Below are 2,536 nucleotides of genomic sequence, written 5' to 3' on the forward strand. Positions count from 1 at the left end.
CGCAATCGGGTCCACGAACTCGAACAGCAAGCATTGATGCTGCTCCGCGCCACCGGCGTACGGATGTTGATCATCGACGAGCTCCACAATGTTCTCGCCGGCCGCGACAACGTCCGCCGCGAATTCTTGAACGTGCTGCGGTTTTTGGGCAACGAACTACGCATTCCTCTTGTCGCTGTCGGAACCCGCGACGCCTACCTCGCCATCCGAACCGATCCCCAGCTGGAGAACCGATTCCACCCCATGACTTTGCCTGTCTGGACCAACACTGCCGACACCAGATCACTGCTGGCCAGCTTCACCACGAGCTTCCCCCTCCGCAAACCCTCGCACCTGACATCACCGGAGATGACCGACTACCTCCTCACTCGCTCCGAGGGCACCATCGGTGAACTGACAACGCTGCTCACTGCCGCCGCAGTGACCGCCGTCGACAGCGGAGAGGAAGCGATCACCTCATCGGTGCTCACACGCACTCCGTACCTCGGCCCCACGGAGCGACGCCGCCAGTTCGAACGCCACCTCGCATGAACGCGCGGCTCGCACCGATGCCCGATGATGCGTACGTTCGCCCGTGGCCGCTGCACCCGCCGCCACTGCCAGGGGAGGTCCTCTCGTCCTGGTTGGCCCGGATATGCGAGCTGTATCCGCACATCAGGCCCTCTGACCCTGCTAGCAGACCTCGATATCGATTGTGCTGTCGAGGATCTCGACCGCTACACACCGGAGCCGATCCTTGCCGAGCTGGCCGGTCGCGGCGCAGTCCCGGTAGAGAGGGTGCGGATGATGACGTTGGCGGGGTGGACACCGTGGCTGCTCGACAGCACCGACCCCGCCGACTGCGACTTCGACACCTACGTCCACCAATTCTCGATCCTGCTACCGGCCGACCTCGCGAGGGAGGATCGACGACGCCGCACACCCACGAGCGAAGCATGGTTGCCGTGGGCGAGCACTCCGCGCAGTCGGGCATGCCCGGCATGTATCGACAGCCTCGAATCCACTGCTGATATCAACATGACTCTGCTGCACCAATATCCGGTGCTGAGCAGCTGCCTCGACCACCGTTGTCGACTCGAACCCTGCTCTGCTTTCCCTGGTCATGCAATCTTCTGGGATCAGGTCCGGTTCGGTTCGGACGAACGGGTCTCGCCCGTTCCGGTTCCCTCAGCGGTCACGGACCTCGATCGGCGCAGCACCGAGGCTCTGACGACGGGATGGGTGGAACTCGGCCCAGGCCGGGTACATGCCGCAGTTTGGTTCCGGCTTCTGCGCACCGTCGTCGACGAAGTGTCCTCGCCACTGGTTCGCACCGGACGGTGGGCGACGAGGCTCGTTGCGATCTGGAAGGCCGCCGGTCGTTCTCGCCCGTTGCGGACCGCGTGGGTTCCGTTCGAGGACCTGCACTGGGACGAGCAGGCGAAAGTTCTCGAGGCCGCGGCGATCGCCATTGCGATGGTCGAGAGCGGTGAGATCGATGCCGGCGGTGCGCACGCATCTCTGCTGCGCCCACGACCCTACGAGCCGGTCGATCCCGGGACAGCTCCGACGCGCTCGTCTTATCCCGCACCCGAGGGCGATCTGTGGGCTGACGCGCACGCTGCGGCCGAGGCCGCCATCGCGGCGGCGCGCGTCGATCCTGCATCCGCCAGTTCGTTGTACAACTTCCTGCGCTGGGGGTGGTGCCGCACCGCGGCGGAGCTGGATGAGACGGTGCAACTGTTCCTCGACCACGGGATCCCGCTGCACCATCCGCCGACATAGCTCTCGCCCGATGGAGCGGGGTCGTCCGCGATGCACGCGCGGCGACAGCCGAGAAGCGCCGTTTTCGCGGCGGGGTCATAGTCACCAACGTTATTTGTGCGGTGACCGACGAGAATTTTCCTTCCCGCACCGTCCTTGAGGAAACGCCAGGTGAGCGTAGTTTCTGTTCGATAAATGTGTAGGAGGTGCCCGCTACAGTCCTGCCCATGACCGAACGCCAGCTCGCAGACGACTCGAACATTGTTCCGGCTGTCTTGCCGGGCGGTACCGCAGCGGTGTTTCCGGATCTCCCACCCGACGTCGCCGCTCGGATCGAGCAGTCGATGGCGTCATCGCGCTCGACCGGCACCCGCCGCGCCTACGCCTCGGCGTGGAGACGCTTCGAAACCTGGTGCGCCGCCACCGGGTATATCTCGTTACCGGCGCATCCCGCGACGGTGGCCGCCTCATATGGAGGTCGGCCTGTCAACGACGGCATGGTGAAGCGGTGGCACGCACCGTCGTGTGTGCCACCGCTTCCTGTTGCCGGGATGGTGATCGATGCGAGTGGGAGGTGAGCGTGTCGTAGTGTTCGACGCGTCGTCAACTCTCATATACGCGGGTTGGTTACCGCAGGACGGACTGTTTCGGCTGGAGTGGATCGCAAGTCTATGAGTCGAGCGTGATCCCAACGCGCAGTTGAGGATTGCTCATAGGCGGCTAGCGGGTCACTCCCAGACGCTCGGCCACATCCCACATCGTCGTCGACCGTTCATTCCGGACATCTATCCCG

The 2,536-nt window shown here is 64.3% G+C and carries 3 protein-coding genes; all 3 read left to right on the forward strand.

Going from position 1 to position 2,536, the window contains the following annotated elements; translation table 11 throughout:
- Positions 1-531, forward strand: a 531-nt coding sequence (locus tag VF34_RS01485) for a TniB family NTP-binding protein (RefSeq protein WP_045840681.1), incomplete at its 5' end; no start/stop codon positions are given.
- Positions 532-558: 27 nt separating this feature from the next.
- Positions 559-1,764, forward strand: a complete 1,206-nt coding sequence (locus VF34_RS01490; RefSeq protein ID WP_231578163.1) for a TniQ family protein — start codon at positions 559-561, stop codon at positions 1,762-1,764.
- 206 nt (positions 1,765-1,970) lie between these two features.
- Positions 1,971-2,321 carry a hypothetical protein gene (locus tag VF34_RS01495; RefSeq protein WP_045840682.1) on the forward strand — a complete coding sequence of 117 codons (351 nt, stop codon included), beginning with the start codon at positions 1,971-1,973 and terminating at the stop codon, positions 2,319-2,321.
- Positions 2,322-2,536 lie beyond the last annotated feature (215 nt).

Origin of the sequence: Rhodococcus sp. PML026 (genome assembly GCF_000963615.1) — a bacterium.
Taxonomy (GTDB): Bacteria; Actinomycetota; Actinomycetes; order Mycobacteriales; family Mycobacteriaceae; genus Rhodococcoides; species Rhodococcoides fascians.